Annotated in this window: 17 protein-coding genes; 12 read left to right on the top strand and 5 right to left on the bottom strand. The window is 39.0% G+C overall.

From position 1 onward, the window contains the following. The first annotated feature begins 311 nt into the window (after window positions 1-311). Window positions 312-2,375: a sensor histidine kinase gene (locus OM074_RS19785; RefSeq protein ID WP_301202365.1), complete on the top strand. Its 2,064-nt coding sequence runs from the start codon at window positions 312-314 to the stop codon at window positions 2,373-2,375. Window positions 2,376-2,874: 499 nt separating this feature from the next. Next, on the top strand, window positions 2,875-3,798 hold the full coding sequence (locus OM074_RS19780; RefSeq protein ID WP_301202364.1) for a glutaminase: 924 nt from the start codon (window positions 2,875-2,877) through the stop codon (window positions 3,796-3,798). 42 nt (window positions 3,799-3,840) lie between these two features. Here OM074_RS19780 and OM074_RS19775 read toward each other — a convergent pair whose 3' ends face one another. From OM074_RS19775 to OM074_RS19760, 4 genes are all read right to left on the bottom strand, one after another. Beyond that, on the bottom strand, window positions 3,841-5,061 hold the full coding sequence (locus OM074_RS19775) for an ABC transporter permease (protein ID WP_301202363.1): 1,221 nt from the start codon (window positions 5,059-5,061) through the stop codon (window positions 3,841-3,843). A 248-nt stretch (window positions 5,062-5,309) separates the two neighbouring features. Continuing rightward, window positions 5,310-6,068 (bottom strand): ABC transporter ATP-binding protein, encoded by a 759-nt coding sequence (locus OM074_RS19770; protein WP_301202361.1) that lies wholly within the window; start codon window positions 6,066-6,068, stop codon window positions 5,310-5,312. Between the two features lie 105 nt (window positions 6,069-6,173). Continuing rightward, the gene (locus tag OM074_RS19765) at window positions 6,174-7,496 is read right to left on the bottom strand and encodes an efflux RND transporter periplasmic adaptor subunit (RefSeq protein ID WP_301202357.1); all 1,323 of its coding nucleotides are present in this window, start codon (window positions 7,494-7,496) and stop codon (window positions 6,174-6,176) included. 91 nt (window positions 7,497-7,587) lie between these two features. Continuing rightward, complete coding sequence (locus OM074_RS19760; protein WP_301202355.1) at window positions 7,588-8,919, bottom strand: TolC family protein; 1,332 nt, start codon at window positions 8,917-8,919, stop codon at window positions 7,588-7,590. 197 nt (window positions 8,920-9,116) lie between these two features. Between OM074_RS19760 and OM074_RS19755 the strand changes: the two genes are divergently transcribed. The 6 genes from OM074_RS19755 (at window position 9,117) to OM074_RS19730 (ending at window position 15,805) form a co-directional block, all read left to right on the top strand. Continuing rightward, window positions 9,117-11,363 carry a peptidase U32 family protein gene (locus OM074_RS19755; protein ID WP_301202354.1) on the top strand — a complete coding sequence of 749 codons (2,247 nt, stop codon included), beginning with the start codon at window positions 9,117-9,119 and terminating at the stop codon, window positions 11,361-11,363. 105 nt (window positions 11,364-11,468) lie between these two features. Continuing rightward, window positions 11,469-12,344 (top strand): M23 family metallopeptidase, encoded by an 876-nt coding sequence (locus OM074_RS19750; RefSeq protein WP_301202353.1) that lies wholly within the window; start codon window positions 11,469-11,471, stop codon window positions 12,342-12,344. An 18-nt stretch (window positions 12,345-12,362) separates the two neighbouring features. Then, complete coding sequence (locus tag OM074_RS19745) at window positions 12,363-13,517, top strand: 1-deoxy-D-xylulose-5-phosphate reductoisomerase (RefSeq protein WP_301202352.1); 1,155 nt, start codon at window positions 12,363-12,365, stop codon at window positions 13,515-13,517. A 165-nt stretch (window positions 13,518-13,682) separates the two neighbouring features. Beyond that, the gene (gene rseP, locus OM074_RS19740; protein WP_301202351.1) at window positions 13,683-14,996 is read left to right on the top strand and encodes an RIP metalloprotease RseP; all 1,314 of its coding nucleotides are present in this window, start codon (window positions 13,683-13,685) and stop codon (window positions 14,994-14,996) included. Between the two features lie 44 nt (window positions 14,997-15,040). Continuing rightward, complete coding sequence (locus OM074_RS19735; RefSeq protein WP_301202350.1) at window positions 15,041-15,238, top strand: Sec-independent protein translocase subunit TatA/TatB; 198 nt, start codon at window positions 15,041-15,043, stop codon at window positions 15,236-15,238. A gap of 132 nt (window positions 15,239-15,370) precedes the next feature. After that, window positions 15,371-15,805, top strand: a complete 435-nt coding sequence (locus tag OM074_RS19730; protein ID WP_301202349.1) for a universal stress protein — start codon at window positions 15,371-15,373, stop codon at window positions 15,803-15,805. 3 nt (window positions 15,806-15,808) lie between these two features. Here OM074_RS19730 and OM074_RS19725 read toward each other — a convergent pair whose 3' ends face one another. Then, window positions 15,809-16,651: a toxin-antitoxin system YwqK family antitoxin gene (locus tag OM074_RS19725; protein ID WP_301202348.1), complete on the bottom strand. Its 843-nt coding sequence runs from the start codon at window positions 16,649-16,651 to the stop codon at window positions 15,809-15,811. Window positions 16,652-16,818: 167 nt separating this feature from the next. Here OM074_RS19725 and rnr point away from each other — a divergent pair, with 167 nt between their 5' ends. The 4 genes from rnr to gcvH all read left to right on the top strand — a co-directional run bounded on the left by rnr (window position 16,819) and on the right by gcvH (window position 21,279). Next, the gene (gene rnr / locus OM074_RS19720; protein ID WP_301202347.1) at window positions 16,819-18,990 is read left to right on the top strand and encodes a ribonuclease R; all 2,172 of its coding nucleotides are present in this window, start codon (window positions 16,819-16,821) and stop codon (window positions 18,988-18,990) included. Window positions 18,991-19,212: 222 nt separating this feature from the next. Then, the gene (locus OM074_RS19715) at window positions 19,213-19,812 is read left to right on the top strand and encodes a TetR/AcrR family transcriptional regulator (RefSeq protein ID WP_301202345.1); all 600 of its coding nucleotides are present in this window, start codon (window positions 19,213-19,215) and stop codon (window positions 19,810-19,812) included. 65 nt (window positions 19,813-19,877) lie between these two features. Continuing rightward, a complete protein-coding gene (gene metA / locus OM074_RS19710; protein ID WP_301202344.1) occupies window positions 19,878-20,795 on the top strand; it encodes a homoserine O-acetyltransferase MetA in 918 nt (305 codons plus the stop codon). A 106-nt stretch (window positions 20,796-20,901) separates the two neighbouring features. Continuing rightward, complete coding sequence (gene gcvH / locus OM074_RS19705) at window positions 20,902-21,279, top strand: glycine cleavage system protein GcvH (RefSeq protein WP_301202343.1); 378 nt, start codon at window positions 20,902-20,904, stop codon at window positions 21,277-21,279. The last annotated feature ends 33 nt before the right edge of the window (window positions 21,280-21,312 follow it).

Below are 21,312 nucleotides of genomic sequence, written 5' to 3'. Positions count from 1 at the left end.
CAGCGGCGGCTTTCTTTGTTTACTTTCTTCAGCTGAAGGAAGAAAGTAAAAGCCCGTCGGCTTGAGACAAAAGTAATGTAAGTCTGAAGAATAATATTTTAGTCGGACACTAGTGTTTTTTTAAAAAAATACAAAAACCCATCCTTTCTCAGCTGAAAATGACCTATAATAACTTTCCTTAATATAAAATGTGTTTTTAAACATAAAGTATTTATATTTGAATGCTTTTATTCAAAAAAAAGCGGATGTGATGTTGTGTTAGAACCACATTTATACTAAAAATAAGGCGCAATTATATAGGGATATTATAAATGATCAGAAACACATTCGCCATATTGTGGGTTGCTGTTATTGTTTTATTTGGATCAATGCTGTTTTATTATCTGGAATTTTCGATAGTTAACAGCGTTAGAAAAAAAGACTCCCCATCTGCCGTATATGATCTTTCTGATTTTAATTTTGATAAGAATAATGTAGTTGCATTGTCCGGAGGGGCATATTTTTATAAGGATACCCTGCTTAATCCTGCAGATTCTGCTTTTGAAGCCCTTACACCTACGGGTTATTCCATCATATCAAAAAAGTGGAACCATTTTCTGGGTGATTCCAAACTGTCCGTTGGGCATGGTTATGGAACATTTGCATTTAAAATCAGAGTCCCCAAACCCGGGATGTATGCCATTAAAGCAAACGATATAAAATCATCATACAAAATCTTTATCAACGGTACCGACATGGGAGGCTCCGGGGTTGTGGGCAAATCGGCCGAAACCATGAAGCCCTCGCGCTACCAGATGGAATACTATTTTTATGCAGCAACAAAAACGATTGATGTACTGATACAGGTTTCCAATTTCCAAAACCGTAAAGGCGGGTTAACGGGCTTAATACATTTTGGGAGCTCAAGGGCCATTGCTTTACAAAAAACCAAGCAAGTGGGCATTGAGCTTTTTATAGTAGGCTCCCTGTTTATCCTTTTTATTTACCATTTGGTGTTATATGCTTTTCGTAGAAGGGATAAATCAACCTTGTACTTCAGTATGCTGTGCCTGATCATGTTTTTACGGCTGGGCTATATTGGTGAGAAAATATTTTTGGATACATTTTCGTTTTTAGGGTGGTACGTGTCCTTAAAAACAGAATACATCTCGTTTTTTGGCATACCGGTATTTACAGCGCTGTTTTTGCGCGAACTGTTCCCAAAAGAACTCTCAAAACAGGTGGTTAAGGCAACAACCATAACCAGTATTGGCTTTGTTGTTCTGATACTTTCGCTTTCGCCAACAGCATTTTCCTATTTGCCCATCATATCCTTGTTTCCGTTTGGCATTCTGGCGGTTTATCTGCTTGCAGTAATTTTTATTGCTATGCTGCGTGGCCGGGAGTTTGCCAAGCCTATGTTTGTGGGATTTTTCGTTTATTTTTTACTGTCGCTTCATGATGCGCTTTATTACGCAAAAATAATTAACAGCGTTAACCTGATGCCGCTGGGTTTATTTGTAGCTACATTTTCGCAAGCCTATGTGTTGGCCAGAAAAAGTTCATCAGCTTATTTAAGAGCCGAAAAACTTTCGGATAAATTGAGTGAATATGCCCATAATCTCGAAGATATTGTAAGGAGCCGTACCAAAGAAATAGAATCTCAAAAGCATGAGCTTGAACATAATGCCAAGGCCTTAAAGGAGAACAATAAAGAGTTGGTAAGGCTTGTGAACTTTAAGCAGAACATGACCAATATGATGATTCACGACCTGAAAGCTCCCCTGAATAGTATTGTTGGATTTGCTGAGCTCAGTGCCGATAATAACGAGTATAGCAAATATATTTTAAACTCAGGATGGGAAATGGAGAACCTGATCCAGAACATACTGGATGTTGACCGCTATGAATCAACCGAGTTTAAAACAAATAAAACCGAAACCAACCTTCATAAACTGGTCAACTATGCTTACGAGAACGTTTATTTTATTATTACCGGCAATAAAATTGATTTTATAAACCAGGTGCCTGCCGATATTGATATGAGCATTGATAAACATGCCATCTACAGGTTGTTTACCAATATTTTTTCAAATGCGGTAAAATACGGGGGCAAGAATATTACTTTGAAAGTGGATGCCGAAATGGTTTCTGATGAATCGGGAGATTATATTAAGATATCTATTTATAACTCGGGCAATTCTATTGCCCCGGACAAGATTAACAGGGTGTTTAACCAGTACGACTCCAATTCGGATGAGCTAAAGGATCTTTCTTATTCTTCAGGTATTGGCCTAACCTTTTGTAAACTGGCCGTTGATGCCCACGGAGGTTCCATTGATGTTGAATCGGGCAAAAACAAAGGGGTAACCTTCTGGTTTACCATTCCTTTGTAGTTTTACTATTTTAAAATATCGTACATTAATTGCTTTTTGAGGTTATTGATCAATTGGCGGGTAATCTAATAATCTATCCCGGAAAGGTCATATCGAATCCAGGCATAATTTTTAAAAGTTATCAGGTACGTATATAAAGCGGAGGCATATGGTACCGAAGCGGGAAATATATACAGCATAGCGGAGAAGAAAATACTGTAGTGGAGGTTCATAATGCCATAGCGGAGGAACCTAAACCTGCAGCGGAGGACTTGCCAGAGTGAAAAACCTCCGCTTAGGTATAAAAAACCTCCGCTACAGAAAAATGGCCGCCGCTATATAACAGAAATCCTCCGCTGAGCCCCGAAAACCCTCCGCTTAAAGATGCAAACCCTCCGCTTTTCGTGTCCAAGGCCATAAGGTGTAAAATTCCCCTTGCCTATGACCTCCATCATTGTAAATGATATGCGCTACAATTTATTTTATATCAAAAATCTACACATTAAATCTATTTTGCGTCATGACAAACAATGGGGTAAAAAAAGTAATCAGTTCGGTGTTCCATAAGGTGGCATCCATACCCGATAATGGAAAGCTGGCAGCATACATTCCGGAACTGGCCAAAGTAAATCCGGAATATTTTGGTGTTTACATATCTTCGGTCAATGGATTTGAATATGGGGTTGGCGACTGGAACCAAAAGTTCTCGATTCAAAGTATTGCCAAGGCGCTTGCAGTGACATTGGCGTATAAAGCATTGGGCGAACAAATATGGCAAAGGGTAGGGGTTGAGCCGTCCGGAACGCCTTTTAATTCGCTGGTGCAGTTAGAGAGCGACAACGGAATTCCACGTAATCCGTTTATCAACTCCGGCGCTATTGTGGTTTGCGATATACTTATTTGTAATCTGAAGAATCCTAAAAAAGAATTTTTGGATTTTGTGAGGGATATTGCTCAAAACCCACAGCTTGATTATTGCAGCAAGATTGCGGAGTCGGAAAAATCGGTTGGCTACCTCAATATAGGGCTGTGCAATTACATTAAATCGCTAGGTAATATTAAAAACAGTCCTGAAGAAGTGCTGGATTTTTATTTTAACCTCTGTTCACTTGAAATGACATGCCGTGAGCTTTCACATACTTTTTTGTTTTTGGCCAACCACGGCAGTAAATTATTTGATGGAAAAGAAGTATTAAACCATAGTCAGTGTAAGCGTATTAATGCCCTGATGCAAACTTGTGGGTTTTACGATGAATCGGGCGAATTTGCCTTTAAAGTAGGTTTGCCCGGGAAAAGCGGGGTAGGAGGCGGGATTATAGCCGTTCATCCCGGCAAATATTCCATTGCAGTCTGGAGCCCCAGGTTAAACGCCAGGGGAAACTCCTACCGGGGCGTTAGGTTTTTGGAAAGTTTTACCACAAATACCCGGGAATCTATTTTTTAACCCGGGTAATTTTGTGGTACGTTATGAATGAAAATTAAATAGCTATTCGTGCCTCAAGGCTACAATCGGATCCAGTGCCGATGCTTTTCGTGCCGGATACCAGCCAAAGAAAACGCCAATGAAAGTACACACGATAAACGACAGCAATACGGAATCGGTAGTAATCAAAATAGGCCAGTTCATGATGCCTTCAATGGTATTGGATACAATATAGCCGAGCAAAACGCCTATTAACCCGCCAATCACGCTCAGCAGTATGGCTTCCAGTAAAAACTGCATTAAAATGTCCTTTCCCTTTCCGCCAATGGCCAGGCGCAAACCAATTTCGCGGGTTCGCTCAGTTACCGAAACATACATGATATTCATAATGCCTATGCCGCCAACAACCAGCGAAATAGCAGATATGGATCCCAATAAAACAAGCAGCATTTGCGAAATGGAACTGAAATTACTGATAAGTTCTTCCTGGGTTCGGATGTCAAAATCATTGTCCTCAGCTTCTTTAAGCTTGTGCGACTGGCGCAACAACTCCTCAATTTCGGTACTTGTTTCTGTAATCTTATCTTCATATTTAGCCGATATTACAATGGAACGCAAATGGGTTTCTCTTGTAATCCGTTTCATAATGGTTGAATATGGCATCAATATCATATCGTCCTGATCCTGACCAAAAGTATTGTTCCCTTTTTCCTTAAAGGTTCCTATCACCTTAAAGGGTATGTTGTTAAAACGGATCGATTGTCCTATGGGATCGGCATCTTCACCAAAAACGTTTTTCACGATGGTTTGACCCAGTACACATACCTTAGCCGCACTTTTTATTTCCTGGTGTGTATAAAACCTGCCCGTGGCAATTTCATATTTTTTAATTACAGCATAGTCTTCATTTCCTCCCCCTACATCGGTAGGCCAGTTTTTTGAACCAAATACCACCTGGCCGGAGCTTCTCATTTCCGGCGAAACCGCATCAATAAGAGTACAATTCTTTTGTAAATAATATACGTCTTTTTCTTCCAGAGACTGGGAGGCTGTTCTCCCTTGCTGTACACCTCCCCGGTTCATACTTGCCGGCATCACGTTTATCAGGTTGGTTCCCATGGAGCTGATACTTGATTTGATACTTTCGTTTGATCCTTGCCCAATGGCCAACATGGTTATTACAGCTCCTACGCCAATTACGATCCCCAACATGGTAAGGAACGACCGCATCTTGTTGCGTTTAATTGCTGCTATGGCTATTTTAAATAAGTTTATCAGTTTCATTCTTTCGTTTTTATACTTAGTGCTTGCAAAAACTCGATTTTATTCCAACCCACACAGTGCGAGAGGCTTCCCCTTTAGAGCCTGTCCCGAACTTGTATTCGGGAGGACGAGGGGTGAGCGATGGGGGTCTCTATAAAACAGGAGTTTTCTTGCTGAGACTACTTATCTCTCAATAAATTTAAAAGAGGAACGGTTCTTATTGTAAATAGCTTTGGGCTAAAGAACCGTTCCCACCATGCGAAACCCAACTAGTTCAGTAAATAATCTTCGTTTTTGAGCTCACGGATTGCCTCAATGGCCCGGGCCCTGTTTTCTGTTTCAATATCTTTTATGATACGCCCGTCCCTAAAAACAATATTTCTTTTGGTAAAGCGCGCTATGTCGGATTCATGAGTTACAAATCCTATGGTAATGCCTTTTTCGTTCAGGTCCTGAAACAAGGCCATGATTTCAAAGGATGTTCTGGTATCCAGGTTTCCGGTTGCCTCGTCGGCCAGGATAATTACCGGGTCGTTAACAATAGAACGGGCAATGGCCACACGTTGCTGCTGTCCCCCCGACATTTGGTTCGACAAGTGTTTCATCCTGTCTTTTAAACCCACCGCCACCAATGCGGCTTCTGCTTTTTCGCGCCGGAGCTTGCTGCTTACAGATGGGTTGTACAGTAATGGGAGTTCTACATTTTCGAGTGCAGTTGTACGAGGCAATAAGTTATACGATTGGAATACAAAACCGAGCTTTGCACTCCTGATCTCTGCCAATTGGTTTTTCTTTAATTTTTTTACGTTACTTCCATCCAGCCAATAATCGCCCTCCGAAGCCCTGTCTAAACAACCCAATATGTTTAACAAGGTAGATTTGCCGGAACCACTGGTCCCCATAATAGCAACAAACTCACCTTTGTTAATGGTTAAATCTATTCCTTGCAATGCCCTTACGGTTTCGTCACCAACTTCATAGTTTTTATGAAGTTGTTTAATTTCTATGATTTTATTGTTGTTGCTCATTGCTTTTGTTTTTAATGGAGCATTTTGATATGGTTATAATCAGCCTCTATGCTCGTCATATCCATCCCTTTGATATTTGGTTTCTTTACAGCTTGTAATGCGTGTTTACCTGGGAGGCCCTCCCTTGCCTTTTGGGGGCGTGGGCATAAAGGGACTCGATTGTTCGTCGTCATCGCTGGTCTCCTCTGAAGTGGTTTTGTCGACTTTGCCCTGCGACATGGAAATAACTATTTCGTCGCCCTGGGATAAGCCTGATATGATTTCTACTTTAGTTCCATCATTTATCCCGGTTTCAACATGGATGGGTTTGATCATATTCCCCTCTTTTATCCATAAAGTTTTTGAGTTATTGTTATCTTCCATTTCTCCCGGAGCTGGTCCCTGCATTGGGTTTTCCGGTGCATTTTCACCTGGGGCACCCATGCCGTTGCCTTCTGTTCCCGGAGCACCCCCCGGCGGCATGGGCTTTTGATCTTCGGGCAAGGATTCAAAATATGCCATCATCATTTCCCTTTCCGGCTTAAAGCGTATCGCCTTTCCGGTCACCAGCAATACATTATTTGCCTGCTCAACATATGCAGTAATGCTTGCTGTCATACCGGGTTTCAGTTTCTTATCAGGATTTTCTACAGTTACAATTACTGTATAAGTAATTACATTTGATGATTCGTTTGGCTGTAGCCTGATTTCGGATATCTTACCCGAAAAAGTATCATCAGGAAAAGCATCCACGGTAAAGTCTACATCCTGGCCATCCTGAACCAGGCCTATATCGGCTTCATCAACATCTGCTTCAACCTGCATAATGCTCAAGTCGTTGGTAATGGTAAAAAGTTCGGGAGTATTCATACTGGCAGCAACGGTCTGGCCTTCTTCAACAGCTCTGTTTAAAACCACGCCGTCAATAGGGGCATAGATTGAGGCATAGCCTAAATTCCTCTCCGCTTTGTCAACATTTGCACTAGACGACTTTAATGCGGCCCTGCTTAGTTTGTAACTGTATTCGGCCTGGTCAAAATCGCTTTGCGACAGAACATTCTTGTTGTACAGCATTTTCATGCGCTCCAGGTTTTTACGCTGATAATCATATTCGGCCTGTGCTTTGTCAAAATCGGCTTCAGCGTTTTCCAGTGTCGATTTCAGAGTCGACCTGTCCAGCTCTGCAATTAGCTGTCCTTTGCTCACTACCGAATTAAAATCCACATACAGTTTTTCTATCACACCAGATACCTGTGTTCCTACCACTACGGTATTTGTAGCTTCCAGGGTGCCGGTTGCAGTAATGGTGTTGCTTACCGATCCGCGCTCTACCCTTGTTGTTTCAAAAACATATCCCGATTTACTGCTGCTTGTAAAAGAGTATGCTAAAAGTGCTGCTAAAACTATACTTGAAACAGCTGCATAAATAATTATCTTTTTACGTTTCATTGCTTTTTGCATTTTATATTGAAAGAGACGGCGCCCTGTCATATTGGGGTTGTTCTCTTTTCTATTAGGTTTCTTGTTATTATAATCCGGATTAAAGCTCAATCTTGTTGCCTAAATAATATTCCACAATTTCGTTTTGAAGGATCAGATCGTATTTTGCCCCGGTAAAATTGTTTTCGGCTGCAGAGAGGTTGTTTTTTGATGTATTAAAATCCACCGAACTCAACATCCCCTGTTCAAACATTTCCTGCGCCAGTTTATATGATTCCTGCTCGGCCAGATATTGCTCTTCATACGACTGGTAAGAGCTTTGTGCTATTTGCACATCAAGGCAAGCTTGTTCTATCGATTTTCGCAAGTCGTTTTTTATATCTGTTAAAGCATATTCGTAATTATCCCTTGCAACTGCAGCCTGTTTTACATTGTTTTTTACTTCTTTCCGCTGATAAATAGGAATAGAGAGAGACAATCCAAGAGCAGGCGTTACCTGATTGGTAAGCTGGTCGCCCCAGTTTATATCAGAAACGCTACTGTAATTGGTTTGCAAGCCACCATTCAATGATAGCTTGGGAAGGTAATTCCCTTTTGCCAGTTGGATGTCGTATTCGGCACTTTCCAACTCCAGCCGGGCTGTTTTTACACCGGGTTGAATCCCTAAGGCCACATTATAAACAATTCCAGCATCAGTTTCTGTATTCAATTTCAATAAAGTTTCCGTATCGGGCTGTACTATGTCAAACGAATTGCTAACAGGCATGTTCATGGTTTGCATTAAGCCCACTAAAGCAAGCCTTAAGCTGCTTTCAGAATTTACCAAAGAAGCTTTGTCGGATGCAAACTGCGACCGGGTATTTAAATAGTCGGCCGGCGACATTACACCCGCCTCGCGTTTGATGCTTGCCTCTTCCAAAAGTTTTTCGGTAGCGTTGAGTTGCGACTGGCTGTTTTTTACCTGCTCCTTTGCCTGAAGAACAGAGATAAATGCCGAAAGAACATCCAGGCTCAACAATTCTTCCTTAGTTTTGATGTCGGTTTCTGCTGCCGATACGTTTATCTCGCCCTGAAGGATCGCATTTTTGATTCTGGCTCCATTGTACAAAGTTATATTTGAACTTAACGAAACATTCATGTTCGAGCTGGTTTCCCTGTTCCATTTGTCCTCTGTATTGCTATAGGAGTTGCCTGAGCTTAAGCTTTCGTTGGCCGATAATGACAAATCCGGGCCCCGCTGCGCCTTTTTCTGCTCCAAAGCTGATTTCTGGCTTACTACAGTGTTGCCGGCTCTTCCCATCGTAGTGCTATTCTCTAATGCATACTGGATACATTCATTAAGCGACAATGATTTTTCTTGCGACTTTGCAGGTTTTGCCCCCATAACCAAAAGCATAACCACTACGGCATATATTTTTACTACCAACTTCATTTTTCGCATGTTTATTATTGATTTACACAACAAAGTTTCAACAAATTGTTGCATCCGGCAATTCAACTAGACATTGAACCCGATTTTATAGAAGTATGGCCCTTTTTAACCGACGAATGATATGGATAAGAATATGCAATTAATCCTTTTGTTACAGAAAATTGCTGACACCCTGCGGAAAACCTATCTTTGCCCTTGTGGAAAAACAAATTGAATTGCTTGCTCCCGGAGGAGATATCGACAGTATAAAAGCAGCCATTGCAGGAGGTGCTGATGCAATATATTGCGGACTGGCACAGTTTAATGCCCGAAACAGGGCTTCGAATATTAGTTTTGAAGAATTGAAAGCGGTAATCAGGGTTGCTCATAAAAATGATTGTGAAGTTTTTCTAACCCTTAATATCATAATCTTAGAAAATGAAATCCCTGCCTTAATCAGTCTGCTTAATAAGCTGGTAAACATTAACCTTGACGGGATCATTGTTCAGGATATAGGGTTGATGTATATTATTTCAAAATGGTTCAGGTCGCTACCCATCCATGCTTCAACACAAATGACTACTCACAATGTGGGTCAGATAAAATTCCTGAACCTTTTTAATGTAGAAAGGGCAAACCTTTGCAGGGAGTTAAATCTGGATGAAATTATAGAACTCACCAGGGCAGCCCAAAACCATAAAATGCAAACAGAGGTTTTTATACATGGTTCCAACTGTATTTGTTTTTCAGGGATATGCTATATGAGTTCGGTAACAAGGGGGAATTCCGGTAACAGGGGCAAATGCAGTCAGCCATGTCGCGATAAATATTTAACAACACCGGTTGGCTTTGATTATCCTTTAAATTTAAAAGACAATTGTGCCTTTGATCATATCAAAGAACTTATGGATGCAGGGGTTTATTCACTGAAAATAGAAGGTCGCATAAAAAAATACGATTATATATATCCTGTTGTGAACACCTATAAAAAGCAAATCCAATATTTATCAGGGATGCATAATATTCCCCAAAACAAGGATGTTTTATATAAGGTTTTTAACCGGGATCTCAGTAACGGGTATCTTACCAATCATATTTCAAAAGATATGTTTATTGATAACCCGAGAGACCATTCGGTAAAGAGGATTAAGGAGCAAAACAATAACGCAGTCTCTGAAATTACAGAACTTGCAGAAAAACGGCTTTATGAAGAAAAGGAGCAGATAAAAGATGAGGCTAAAAACAAAATTGATATTTTAAGCATGGCGCAAATTCCCCTGGATATTAAATTTCAGGGAAAAGAAGGTGCGCCATTAAGAATAATAGCCGGCATTCCCGATAAACTCATTAAAATAGAATCAAAGATCGCCCTGGGCAACAAGGGTTCTGAAGCGTTAAGTTATGGTATGATCATAAAAAGGGTCAAAACCATTGATGATACAGACTATGTTATCAGAAATATTGATTTAACAGAACTGGAAGGCAAAGTTTATCTTCCTTATAAAGAGTTGACCTTATTAAGAAACCGTTTGAAGCAAGAGCTTCCCGGTTATATTAAAAAGGTATCCCCAATAACCCCCCCGCAAATAAAAAACACTGCTGCGGAAGTTAAAAATGCAGGACTTTCAGTTGTTGTTTCTTCCATTGAAGATGTGCCTTCCTATAATAATAAATCAAATCTTTATTTTAAGTTACCATCTTCTTTAAAAACATATTTTTCGGAGTATGTACGCCTTTTTACCGAAAACAGGAACCTTATTCCCTGGTTCCCATCAGTAATTATTGGGGAGGATTATACCCTGGCAAGGGATTTTATTGATAAAATAAAACCGCATACCCTGGTTTCCGATAATACAGGAATTGCCTATGAAGCTTTTGAACGGAAAATAAAATGGATCGCCGGTCCGTTTTTAAACATGACTAATTCGTATGCATTGCAATCCCTTTATGAAAGCTTCAATTGCATGGGCGCCTTTGTGTCAGGTGAAATAAATAAGCAAGCCATTATAAACCTTAAAAAGCCGGAAGGGTTTAAGTTGTTTTACAGTATATATAATCCAATTCAGCTAATGACTACCCGGCAATGTCTGTTTCAACAGATAGGCGGATGTGAAAAAAAATCCCTGGATCAACACTGTATATCACATTGCGAGCAATTACAAATGATTACCAATACAAGAAAAGCATCTTTTGTTGCAGAAAAATCAAAAGGTAATTACCACAGGCTCTATGAATCCATAAATCATTTAAATCTGGAAGTAATACAGGATTTTCGGGGGAAATTTGATGAATATTTTATTGACCTGAGCGATGTAGGTACACAAACAAAACCTGCTGCGTTAAAAAGAGAAATCATTTTGCTTTTTGAATTATTGTTGTCAGGAGATGTTGGTGCAACGGAAAAGATAGAAAAGGTACTGGGGCCAACAGCCAATCTGCAATACACCAGAAAACGGAGTATTTGATGTGAGACAAGCCAATCCATCATCAAAACTCCTTTGTATTTCTGAATAAGTGGTTTTATTTTTTAACTTTGCTTTTGTCAAAAAAACACGAGTGACAACAATTCTATGGACAATTCAAAAGAAAAAAAGAACTTCATACAAAAACTTCGCAACAAGTACCGTCTCGCCATATTTAATGAGCAAACCTACGAAGAAGTGTGGGCAATGCGATTATCCCGATTGAACGTGTTTACGGTTGTGGGAGCATCAGCTGTAGTGCTGGTTGTTTTGGTATCGTTACTGATAGCCTATACTGGTTTGCGAGAGTATATTCCCGGTTTCCCGGATGGTAACGAGCGGATTATGATGGTTCGCAATGTGAACAGGGTAGATTCTTTGATACAGGAAATTAAAAAGAGGGATGAGTTTTTTGAATCGATAAAAGCAGTGGTTCAGGGAGAGGTGCCGGCATACGAAGATATGGATTCAGATAATAAGTCGGGTAAAAATGTGGAGCATGTATCGTTCGAGAGCAGCAAAGAAGACCAGGAGTTCAGGGAAAAAGTAGAGAAAGAAGAGAAGTATAACTTGTCGGTACTTGATGTAAAGGACAGGATCCCCGAATTGAATCAGGCTTATTTTTACACTCCCTTAAAAGGCTATGTGGTTAAGAAGTTTGTAGAAGGAGAAAATCATTTTGGAGTAGATATAGTCTCAAAGCCCGGAGAAACGGTGTTGTCAATTCTAAATGGCACAGTCATATTCTCAGGATGGACAGTGGAAACAGGCTACGTCTTGATGATTCAGCATGGAAATGATATAATATCAGTATATAAACACAATTCTAAATTATTAAAAAAATCAGGAGAACGGATTGAAGCAGGAGAGGCCATTGCCAATGTGGGCAATTCAGGAGAGCTTACAACCGGGCCGCATTTGCATTTTGAACTTTGGTATCAAGGCCAGGCGGTTGATCCGGAGGAATATATTTTATTTGAATAACATTTTTACCAGGATAGTATGAAGAAACGGGTAGCAGTGCTGGGATCAACAGGATCTATAGGAACACAAACCCTGGATGTAATTTCCAAACACCCCGATAAATTTGAGGTTGAAGTATTAACTGCCAACAATAGCGTCGATCTGTTGATTGAGCAATGCCGTAAATACCAGCCCAATGTGGTTGTTATAGCCAATAAAGATAAATATCAAACCCTTAGGGATGGGCTGGAAGATCTCCCGATTAAAGTTTATGCAGGAAGCGAGGCCATTGCCCAGGTGGTTGAAATGGGTACGGTTGATGTTGTGCTGACTGCAATGGTTGGTTTTGCAGGGTTGTTGCCAACAATAAATGCCATTAAGGCAGGAAAGCCTATAGCCCTGGCAAATAAAGAAACCCTGGTTGTGGCCGGGGATATTATAACTTCAATTGCCGCCGAAAATAAAGTTCCTATCTTACCGGTTGATTCGGAACATTCCGCCATATTCCAATGTCTTGCCGGAGAGTTTCAGAATCCCATTGAAAAAATATACCTTACAGCCTCAGGAGGCCCCTTTAGGGGAAAATCAAAAGATTTCCTTGCCGGAGTTACCCCGGAACAGGCCCTCAACCATCCTAACTGGGATATGGGCAATAAAATCACCATCGATTCAGCTACTTTGATGAATAAAGGTCTTGAGGTAATTGAAGCGAAATGGCTCTTTGGACTGGAGGCCGATCAGATCGATGTAATTGTACACCCTCAGAGTATTATCCATAGTATTGTGCAATTTACCGACAGCTCAATGAAAGCCCAAATGGGATTGCCCGATATGCGTTTGCCGATTCAGTATGCACTTACTTACCCCGAACGGTTCGAAGCTGATTTTCCAAGGTTTAACTTTCTGGAGTATCCGAACCTTACTTTTGAGCAACCGGACATGGATTCGTTTAAAAATCTTTCAATTGCCTATAAAGCGCTTAAACAAGGGGGGAATATGCCATGTATTATTAATGCAGCCAATGAAATTGTGGTGGAGGCCTTTTTAAATAATAAAGTAGGGTTTGTTCAAATGAGTGATGTTATTGAAGAAACTATGGTTAAGGCCAGCTTTGTTCAAAAACCTTCTTTTGATGATTATATGGCCTCTGATAATGAAGCCAGAATGATCGCCTTGTCCATTATTAATGGCTAGTGTGTTTGTGCAATTGATGTTGTGGGTCAATAATTCATCGAATTGAAATATAGTGAATTATATGGGCTGTGCAACCAGTCATTTTAGGGTTTTTAAACATGAAAACTTTAGGGTTAGAATAAAAAAAAGATATATTTGTAGCTTAAATTTTTGAACTGAGAATAGATGGAAATATTAATAAAGGCTGGACAGTTAATTTTAAGTCTTTCGATTTTGGTGATCTTACATGAGTTTGGTCACTTCTTTTTTGCAAAGTTATTTAAAACAAGGGTTGAGAAATTTTATTTGTTTTTTGATCCGTGGTTTTCCTTACTCAAATTTAAAAAAGGAGAAACAGAATATGGAGTGGGCTGGCTTCCCCTTGGTGGATATGTAAAAATATCAGGGATGATTGATGAATCCATGGATAAAGAAGCCATGAAAGAAGAGCCTAAGCCTTATGAATTCAGGTCTAAACCTGCGTATCAACGTTTGCTGATCATGGTTGGTGGGGTATTGGTAAATTTCTTGTTGGCCTTTTTTATATTTTGGATGATTTTGTTCAAGTGGGGAGAAGGTTATGTTGATGTGAAAGATGCTACTTATGGTTTGGCTTATCATCCCATAGCCCACGAAATTGGGTTGCAGGATGGGGATGTAGTTACTTCGGTTGATACATTTAAAGTGGAGACTGCATCAGATATTTCATCATTTATTTTATTGGAAGGGGCTAAGGAAATTACGGTAAAAAGAAATGACTCCGTATTTAAGTTGGCCATCCCCGAAGATTTTGGACAAAAATACCTGGAACAGGAAGTTAAGAGCCTGGCTATAGAGAGGGTGCCTTCAGTGGTTGATTCTGTTCTGTTGAATAACAATGCAGCAGAAGCTGGAATCAGGAAAGGCGATAAGTTTGTCAGGATAAACGGCGAGGATGCTGGTTTTGCACGAATGGCTTCCCGAATAATAACGAAAAATGCAGGAAAGCGTATTGAAATTGATTTAATAAGGAATGAGCAAAATATATCCTTAAGTTGTAATGTATCTAAGAAGGGGCTCATCGGTTTAGGATGGGATTCCAATATTTTTAAGATAACAACCATTAAATATGGGTTTTGGGAAGCGTTGCCTGCCGGTATTAACAAAGGAGTTAATACTTTGGTTGGGTATGTTAAGCAATTCAAATTAGTATTTACTAAAGCAGGTGTGAAGCAATTGGGTGGTTTTGGTGCTATAGGAAACCTTTTTCCTCCTTCATGGAACTGGGCATCATTCTGGTCGCTGACAGGCTTTCTTTCAATAGTGCTGGCTTTTATGAATATTCTTCCAATTCCTGCGCTTGATGGTGGACATGTATTGTTCTTGCTATACGAAATGGTTTCAGGACGTAAGCCAAGTGAGAAGTTTTTAGAATACGCTCAGGTTGTTGGGATGGTTCTGTTGTTGAGCTTGTTGTTATTTGCAAATGGGAATGATATATTTAGGCTGATTTTTAAATAAACGCCTGATTATTTGTATATTTGAATCAATAAAAACGAAAAGGTATGTTGTTTAATTCTGTTTATATTTGTGGATTTTTAGGGGGGTATGAGTGGATTGTAATAATTTTGGCTATTGTGCTTTTGTTTGGAGGAAGAAAGATTCCTGAGTTGATGAAAGGTCTTGGTCAGGGAATGAAAGAATTTAAAAAAGCAAAAAAGGATATTGACAAAGAATTAAAGGATGACGATTCCAAAGAATAGTCCTTCTGATCGAATACAAAAAGATGGCTGCAGCTTATGGGTTGCAGCCATTTTTGTTTCTGTGAGTTGACTAAAATTTCTTATTGTCGTAACTTATACAATAGGTTTTATTAAGGTTTAAATCTATTGAAAATGAAAAATATTTTAGTTGCTGTAGATTTTAAAGAAGGTACCGATAAAGTGTTGGGAATTGCTAAAGAGATGGGGCAATTGTATTTGGCAAAAGTATGGATTATCCATGTTTCTGCCCCGGAACCTGATTTTGTTGGATACGAGGTAGGGCCACAGTATATTGCTGATTTGCGCGAAACGGAATTAAAAGAGGAACATAAGCAGTTGAAAAAATATGCCGATGATTTATCATTTTCAGGCCTGTCTGCAGATAGTATAATGCTGGAGGGTGGTACTATTGAAATGCTTGTGGCAGAAATTGAAAAGCTGCATATTGATTTGGTGATCGTAGGTCACCATAAACATGGCTTTTTTCATAAAGCATTTTTTGGCAGAACCGATGTATCATTAATAGAACATACAAAAATACCTGCCTTGGTAGTACCCGTGGACTAAGTTTTAATGGTTTTTATTTTTAGTTTCTGTTTTTTTACCATTTCTATAATAGGTAATGGATGATAATTTGTCTGTTTTGTCATAATTAAATTTTTCCCCATTAAATAGTAAACCTTTTACAAAAAAACCTTTTGCGCTAACTTTACCGTTGCTGCCAATAATAGTGTGGTTGCCTGTACCTTCAAATTTTAGTCTTGGGGTATCCTCTTGCTCCGGCAATTTGTTTAGTGAATCTAAAGGACTTGGAATTGCTGAAGGCTTAATTGTTGCGGTCTTACATATTTTGCCCTTTGCAAAGGTCTTTTCTTCAGTTAGTTCTCCTTGTTGGTTGTAAACCAGCAATTTTCCTTCTGTTTTGCCATCGTTCCATGTGCCGCTATACATCTTTTCTCCGTTTTTATGGAAGTATAGTTGGGCTCCTTCGCGCTTACCATCCTGGTTATAGTTCCACTTGTATGAGATTTGACCATTTTCGTAAAAGTATTGGTAGTTGCCTACCCAATGGTCAATTTGCCAATTCCCTTGTTCCCTTATTTTGCCGTTTTTATAATAAAACGTTGCTGGACCAGCTGGCTCCCCATTTTTATATGTGATTTCAGAATTTTTTGTGCCGGATTCATAATAGCAAGTCCATACACCGTCTTTCAGGTTGTTTTTGTATGTCCCCTTTTCTTTTATTTCTTTAGTTGCGTGGTAATATTCCCAGGGACCTTGTTTTAAGCCATTGCTGTCGGTATAGTTTATTGTTTGGTTTTCCTGATATACAGGATAGAAAAGATGGCTGTAGGCATGGGTAGAATACAGAGAAAAGAAAATAATTATAAGATATTTATAAGAAAACGGCATTGTAATGTTGTGATTGTTTGTATAATGCTGTTATACCCATAATTATCACGAAAGTTATATTGTTGGCTGTGATTTTTTCTTTTTTTTAATTTATTTGAATGAACTCCGTTTAGGTGGTAAAAAACACGAAGTAATTTTGCTACTTTGCAAGTGTAAAATCATATTCAATGTCAGGAAATAAGAAGAAGGCAAAAAAAAGAAGTAGGGGTTTGAAAAAGAATCAAATTGCCGGTTTGGTTCAAGGTATATTTTCAAACAATCCAAAACGGACTTATAATTACAAACAAATTTCTGATTTGCTGGGGTTAAGAAAGGTAACTCTTAAGCAAACTGTAGTAGAGGTTTTGTATGAATTACTGGAGAGTGGTTTTTTGACCGAAGTGTCAAAGGGTAAGTTCAAGTTATTGTCGAGGGGAGCTTATATGGAAGGGATTGTTGATGCTACTTCTTCCGGAGCTGCTTATATTGTTCCTGCAGATGGAAATGGAGATGATGTTTTTGTTAGCCAGCAAAACCTTAAGAATGCTCTTAATGGGGATCGTGTACGTATATTAATATTTGCAAAAAAACGCCGACGTTCTCTTGAGGGAGAAGTGGTTGAAGTGATAGAAAGGAAGCGTGATACCTTTGTTGGTACCATAGAGATGTCAAAGAATTTTGCCTTTTTGGTCACTGATAAAAAAGTGATGTTTAAAGATCTGTTTATCCCATTGGAAAAATTGAATGGTGCAACTAATGGTCAGATTGCAGTTGGAAGGATTACAGATTGGCATGATTATACAAAAAATCCTTTTGGGGAAATTATTGATGTATTGGGAGATGTAGGTGAGAACAATGCTGAAATCCATGCAATCCTGGCTGAATATGACCTGCCTTATAAATATCCGGAAAAAGTTACGGAAGCAGCAGAAAAAATACCGGAAGAGATTTCGAAAGAAGAGATTAAAAGGAGACGTGACTTCAGGGGTGTGACAACCTTTACTATAGATCCTGTGGATGCTAAGGATTTTGATGATGCCCTTTCAATTCAGAAATTGGAAAATGGAAACTGGGAGGTAGGGGTACATATTGCAGATGTAACTCATTATGTAAAGCCCAAAACTATAATTGATGAGGAAGGTTATAATCGTGCAACGTCGGTATACCTTGTGGATAGGGTTGTGCCTATGTTGCCGGAGCGTTTGAGTAACGGTATTTGTTCCTTACGCCCTAAAGAAGAAAAACTCTGCTTTTCAGTAGTTTTTGAATTAGATGATGAATCTAATTTGTACGATACATGGTATGGTAAAACGATTATTTATAGTGATAGGCGCTTTACCTATGAAGAGGCCCAGGAAATTATAGAAACAGGAGATGGAGATTTTAAAGAAGATGTCTTAACACTCGATAGATTAGCAAAAGGATTAAGAAAGCAACGTTTTGCACATGGAGCAGTTTCTTTTGAAAGAGTTGAAGTTAAGTTTGATATTGACGATAAGGGGAAGCCGTTGAGTGTGTTTTTTAAGGAATCAAAAGATGCGCATAAGCTTATTGAGGAGTTTATGCTTTTGGCAAACAAACGCGTGGCTGAATATATCGGGAAAAAGGAAATATCTCAAGGAAAGGGAGGGAAAGCCAAAACCTTTGTATACAGGGTGCACGAAAATCCGGATCCTGAAAAATTTGAGAATTTTGCACGTTTTGTCAGGCGTTTTGGTTATGAGGCTATGCCTATGGGCGAAGAAAAGATCAGTTCTTCTTTAAACAGGTTGCTAACTCAGGTTCAGGGAAAAAAAGAGCAAAACATCATAGAAACTTTGGCAATCAGGACTATGGCTAAAGCAGTGTATTCATCTAATAATATAGGGCATTATGGATTGGCGTTTAAACATTATTCCCATTTTACTTCTCCAATCCGAAGGTACCCTGATATGATGGTTCACAGGTTGCTTGAGTCCTATCTGGAAGGGGGGCGTTCTGCAAATGCCAATAAAATTGAAGAGGACTGTAAGCATTGTTCAAAAATGGAATTGGTGGCAGCCGAAGCAGAAAGGGCCTCTATAAAATTCAAGCAGGTAGAATTTATGAAAGAGCATGTTGGCAAGCAATTTTCCGGAGTTATCTCTGGTGTTACAGAGTGGGGATTCTATGTAGAACTGGATGAAAACAAATGTGAGGGGATGGTGTCGATTAGAAATTTGGATGATGACTTCTATCGTTTTGATGAGGATAATTATTGTATCATTGGCCGGAAGTACCAAAAGAAATACCAATTAGGTGATATTGTGAATGTTATTGTGGCAAAAGCAAATCTTGTTAAGAAGCAGCTCGATTTCGAATTAGTGAATGATATAGTATAAGAATTGGCTCTGTATGGGTTGTGTAGAAAGGGATTTACAGTAGTGGAATAATTGACGTAGATATTCTTATGTAAATAAATTGTCATATAGCAAAGGTTTGCGGGAGAGAATATTCGACTAAAATGTAAAATATTGACATATATCATGCTTTTTGCTTTTTTTTAAGGATACATTTCCGTAGCTTTGTATCATAGCACAATATTATTTTTTCTACCAAGACTTATGATAAGCGAAAATCTGAATTACAACGAGAGTGTAAGAGCTTCTATACTTGAAGCAGCACAAGGTCTTTTTTCTAAATTTGGATATAAAAAGACTACTATGGAGGACATTGCCCAGGAATTACACAAAGGAAAGAGTTCTTTATATTATTATTTTAAGAACAAAGAGGAGATATTCCAGGCAGTTATTGATTGGGAACAAGGTACTCTTTTGAACAGGCTTGAAGAAATAGTCGAGTCTGAAATTGAGCCTAAGGAGAAGCTGAACAAGTATGTTCTTGTTAGGATGAAAACCATTAGTGAAATGGAAAACTACTTTAAGGCATTAACAGATGAAAGAGCCGGGGGACTGGAATTTGTTAAGCTGGTTAAAGAGAGTAGTGAAAAAGAAGAAGTAGCCATGCTCAAAAAAATTCTTGAAGAGGGAATTGAGACCAGCACTTTCCAGATTAAGAATACTCTTATGGGAGCTTCTGCGTTGGCTTTGGCATTGAAAGGGATTGAGGTTCCGTTGTTTAGCTCATCTAATAAGTTTGAGCAGGTAATAGAGCAGGTTAACAATGTTATGGATATTTTGTTTTATGGTCTTATAAAACGGTAAAATGTCATTGTTCTTTAAAAAAATAGGCCGTATTTTACGGCCTTTGTTGTTTAAAATAATTTACTATGCCCATAAAAATTCCAGATCAATTACCTGCCCGCTCAGTGCTTGAAGCAGAGAATGTTTTTGTAATGGATGAAACCAGAGCCGTTAAACAGGATATCAGGCCTTTAAAAATTGTGGTTTTTAATTTGATGCCTTTAAAGATTACTACAGAAGCTCAAATTATGCGTGTTTTGTCCAATACCCCTTTGCAGGTGGAGGTCGACTTGTTGATGACAAGGAGTCACGCTCCCAAAACTACTCCCAAAGAACATTTAACCACGTTTTATAAAACTTTTGAGGAAGTAAAAAAGAAAAAATACGATGGGATGATAATTACAGGTGCACCGGTAGAGCATCTGAAGTTTGATGAGGTGACTTATTGGGAAGAGCTAAAGGATATTATGGAGTGGGGCCGTAAAAACGTTACCAGTACATTGCATATCTGTTGGGGAGCACAGGCCGGGTTGTACTACCATTATGGTGTGCCAAAACATCATCTGGGCGAAAAGTTATTTGGTGTTTTTGAGCATCAGGTAAAAGATCGAAAGGAACCTTTAATGCGGGGGTTTGATGATACGTTTTTTGTTCCTCATTCACGTTATACCGGGGTTCGACAAAAGGACATTGATAAAATTCCTGGATTAAGAACACTTGCTGACTCAAAGGAAGCGGGGGTTTACATTGTTATTTCTCCTGATAAACGATTGATATTTGTTACCGGACATGCCGAATATGATCCTACTACATTGAAAGAAGAATATTATCGGGACCTCGAAAAGGGAGAAGATATTACTGCTCCTTTAAACTATTTTCCTGATGATGATACGTCTGCAGATCCAATAGTCAGGTGGAGAAGTCACGCCAGTTTGCTATTTACCAACTGGTTGAATTATTATGTGTATCAGGAGACTCCTTATAATTTTGATGAAATCAACTGAGCTTTTAATAAATTATCAATGTGTATAAAAGTAAAAAATGACTTTTACCATAATTTCTAATGGGTTTTTGTTTTACTTTTGATATACAAACTAAAATTGGATAAAAATGAATGTTCCTGAAAATTTAAAGTATACAAAAGATCATGAGTGGGTTTTGATCGATGGTGAAAAAGCTACTGTTGGTATTACGGATTTTGCTCAAGGTGAACTTGGAGATATCGTATTCGTTGAAATTGAAACAGAAGGTGAAGAATTAGAGAAGGAAGAGGTTTTTGGTACGATTGAAGCGGTTAAAACAGTTTCTGATTTATATATGCCGGTTGATGGTAAAGTAGTTGAATTTAATGAAGAACTGGAAGGGAATCCTGAGCTTGTAAATAAAGATCCCTATGAAGGTGGATGGATGATAAAAATTGAAGCAAAGGACGTTGCTCAGTTTGATGAATTATTAACTGCAGACCAATATAAAGAGCACATCAGCTAATTCAATATTATAAATAACATCAAGGCCTGGGAT

Origin of the sequence: Plebeiibacterium marinum (assembly GCF_026013615.1) — a bacterium.
Lineage (GTDB): Bacteria > Bacteroidota > Bacteroidia > Bacteroidales > Marinilabiliaceae > Saccharicrinis > Saccharicrinis marinus_A.
This window is presented reverse-complemented; position numbering and strand designations above follow the sequence as displayed.

Coding starts and splice junctions, on each gene's coding strand:
- OM074_RS19750 (WP_301202353.1), top strand. CDS start 11,469: ATGGACAATTCAAAAGAAAAAAAGAACTTCATACAAAAACTTCGCAAC.
- OM074_RS19770 (WP_301202361.1), bottom strand. CDS start 6,068: ATGAGCAACAACAATAAAATCATAGAAATTAAACAACTTCATAAAAAC.
- OM074_RS19745 (WP_301202352.1), top strand. CDS start 12,363: ATGAAGAAACGGGTAGCAGTGCTGGGATCAACAGGATCTATAGGAACA.
- OM074_RS19725 (WP_301202348.1), bottom strand. CDS start 16,651: ATGCCGTTTTCTTATAAATATCTTATAATTATTTTCTTTTCTCTGTAT.
- OM074_RS19775 (WP_301202363.1), bottom strand. CDS start 5,061: ATGAAACTGATAAACTTATTTAAAATAGCCATAGCAGCAATTAAACGC.
- rseP (WP_301202351.1), top strand. CDS start 13,683: ATGGAAATATTAATAAAGGCTGGACAGTTAATTTTAAGTCTTTCGATT.
- OM074_RS19715 (WP_301202345.1), top strand. CDS start 19,213: ATGATAAGCGAAAATCTGAATTACAACGAGAGTGTAAGAGCTTCTATA.
- rnr (WP_301202347.1), top strand. CDS start 16,819: ATGTCAGGAAATAAGAAGAAGGCAAAAAAAAGAAGTAGGGGTTTGAAA.
- OM074_RS19760 (WP_301202355.1), bottom strand. CDS start 8,919: ATGAAGTTGGTAGTAAAAATATATGCCGTAGTGGTTATGCTTTTGGTT.
- metA (WP_301202344.1), top strand. CDS start 19,878: ATGCCCATAAAAATTCCAGATCAATTACCTGCCCGCTCAGTGCTTGAA.
- OM074_RS19735 (WP_301202350.1), top strand. CDS start 15,041: ATGTTGTTTAATTCTGTTTATATTTGTGGATTTTTAGGGGGGTATGAG.
- OM074_RS19780 (WP_301202364.1), top strand. CDS start 2,875: ATGACAAACAATGGGGTAAAAAAAGTAATCAGTTCGGTGTTCCATAAG.
- OM074_RS19785 (WP_301202365.1), top strand. CDS start 312: ATGATCAGAAACACATTCGCCATATTGTGGGTTGCTGTTATTGTTTTA.
- OM074_RS19730 (WP_301202349.1), top strand. CDS start 15,371: ATGAAAAATATTTTAGTTGCTGTAGATTTTAAAGAAGGTACCGATAAA.
- OM074_RS19765 (WP_301202357.1), bottom strand. CDS start 7,496: ATGAAACGTAAAAAGATAATTATTTATGCAGCTGTTTCAAGTATAGTT.
- gcvH (WP_301202343.1), top strand. CDS start 20,902: ATGAATGTTCCTGAAAATTTAAAGTATACAAAAGATCATGAGTGGGTT.